The 2113-nt window shown below is 69.9% G+C and carries 1 protein-coding gene and 1 pseudogene; both read right to left on the reverse strand.

What is annotated here, in order from left to right; all coding sequences use genetic code 11:
• Positions 1-22: 22 nt before the first annotated feature.
• Positions 23-1363, reverse strand: coding sequence for an ABC transporter substrate-binding protein (locus AC5LSR_RS17505; protein WP_250282933.1), 1341 nt, complete (start codon positions 1361-1363; stop codon positions 23-25).
• Between the two features lie 214 nt (positions 1364-1577).
• Positions 1578-2113 (reverse strand): annotated as a pseudogene (locus AC5LSR_RS17510) (hypothetical protein); the annotation flags it as partial.

Raw genomic sequence — 2113 nt, forward strand, 5'->3', positions numbered from 1 at the left:
CACGCGGGTCTTCCCCGGGTGCTCACTCGGCCGGGTAGGACAGGTTCGGGACGGTGAAGCAGTTGGTGTTCATGTCCTTGACCTGGGTCACCCAGCCTCCCTTGCCGCCGTTCGCCGAACTCTCCCAACGGGCGACGTTGATGCAGTTCCGGTCGGTCTCCGGGGGGGCCGCGAGCTTGGTGAAGTTGCGTGGGGTCAGCAGACCGTCACCGTCATAGTCCTGCGGGCGGTTCAGGAACTGCTCGACGCACGCCCGGGTGAGGTTCGCGCCGCACGACCTGATCGCGTCGGTGAGCCACTGGGCGGACGCGTAGCCCTCGAGGGTCCAGATGCTCAGCTTGCCCTCGCGCGCGGGCTGGTGCTTCGCCATGTCCGCCCGGAACCTGGCCACCGCCGGGTAGTTCGTGTCGTTGTAGTTACGGATCGTGCTGATCGCGTAGGTGGAGTCACGGCAGTTGGGGGTGTCCGCGAAGGTCTGGCCGAAGGTGTCGGTCCATCCCTGCGAGGTGGTCACCTTCGCCTTGACGGTCAGCCCCTGGGCCTGCATCGACTTGCACAGGGCCAGGTTGCCGTTGTCCTCCATCGCGTCGAAGATCACATCGGCCCCGCGGGCCTTCAGGTCCAGTACGGCCGCGTCGAAGTTCGGGGCAAAGTAGTTGATCTCTTTTTCGACGACCGTGTAGCCCTCCCGGCGCAGGCCGTCGGCAACCGACTGCGCGTAACGCTGGGACGGCGCGACGTTGTAGTAGACCACGCCCGCGACCCTGGTGCTCAGGTTCTCCTTGAGCCACCGGTAGTTCTCGGTGCCGGCGTAGAGGTTCCCGTTGTAGCCGGGCTGCCTGCCGTCACGCGGATAGTAGCTACCGTAGATCGAGTACAGATGCGGGTACTGGTCGTAGGCGCTGCTGGTCGGCTGGCCGCCGACGTCCGGCACCCCCTTGGAGTTCAGGTACTGCGCGCCGGCGTAGTCGAACGCCGACACCCCGGCCAGGGCGAAGACCTTCTCGTCGTCGACGAGCTTGCGCACGCACGCCGTGTTGTCCGGCCCGCTGCCGTGGTCGTCACACTGGACGAGCGTGACCTTACGGCCGTTCACACCACCGGCGGCGTTGAGCGCGTCGAAGTAGGCCTTCGCGCCGTAAAGGGAGGTGGAGAAGGTCTCCGACCCCAGCGGGCTGGTCAGACCGACGATCACACCGACTTTGACGTCGTTCGCGGTCACGCCGGTATCCGACGCCGTGTTGGCCCCGGCACCCTGGGTGGGGCCGCCCGGCGGCGGGCTCGAGTCGTCCACCCTGCTTCCGCAGGCCGAAAGCACGAGCGCGGACAGCGTGGCAATGACGACGAGCAACCTCGCTCGCATAGGCATGCTCTCCCCCGGGATCGTTGGTTACCCCAAGACGCTATTGCGCCGGCCGGGCCCCTGCGCGTCGTGCTGCCGACAGGAAGTCCCAGCGTTTCCCGGCCGTTGACGTAACGCTGGGAAACGTCCGTCCGGGTGGCATGCCCGGAAACGGATCCGCGCCGTCCCCACCGGGGCCGTCACCGGCCGGCCCCGGAGCAACGGCCCTGACGTGTCACAGGAACCGGCGCCACCACCGCCGGCGGGACGTCGAAGGGACCGGCTGCGGCACCTGGGTGTCATCGGGCTCTCCCACGGTCTCGTCCGCGCCGCCCTCGGCATGCTCCGGGGTATCCCTGGCGGCCGCGGCAGCCGGCACCGCGTCGCCCGGGGCTTCATCGCCCGGGGCTTCGTCGCCCGGGATCACATCCTCTGGGGCTCCGCCGCCGGCTGCCGCGCCGCCGGGCCGCTGGCTCCCGGAGACGTCGGCGTCGGAGGCCTCCCCGGCGGCTGCCTCCGGAGCGGACGCCGGCTCGGCCACGGACGGTGCCACCACGGACGGCTCGTGGTCGCCGGACAACTCCTGGTCACCGACGGCCGCGGGCGGGGTGGCCGTGGCGGGTTCGGGAGTCTCGGCGCGCACGCCGGTATGCTCCACGGCCTCATCCGCCACCACGGCCGGAGCCCCTGCGGCCGTCCCGTCCACCGTGACCTGCTCGGCGGCGGACCGCGTTCCGGCGGACACGGGCTCCTCGACAACCGGTGCCGGGG

The sequence above is a fragment of the Protofrankia sp. CiP1_Cm_nod4 genome (genome assembly GCF_982290645.1).

Coding starts and splice junctions, on each gene's coding strand:
- AC5LSR_RS17505 (WP_250282933.1), bottom strand. CDS start 1,363: ATGCGAGCGAGGTTGCTCGTCGTCATTGCCACGCTGTCCGCGCTCGTG.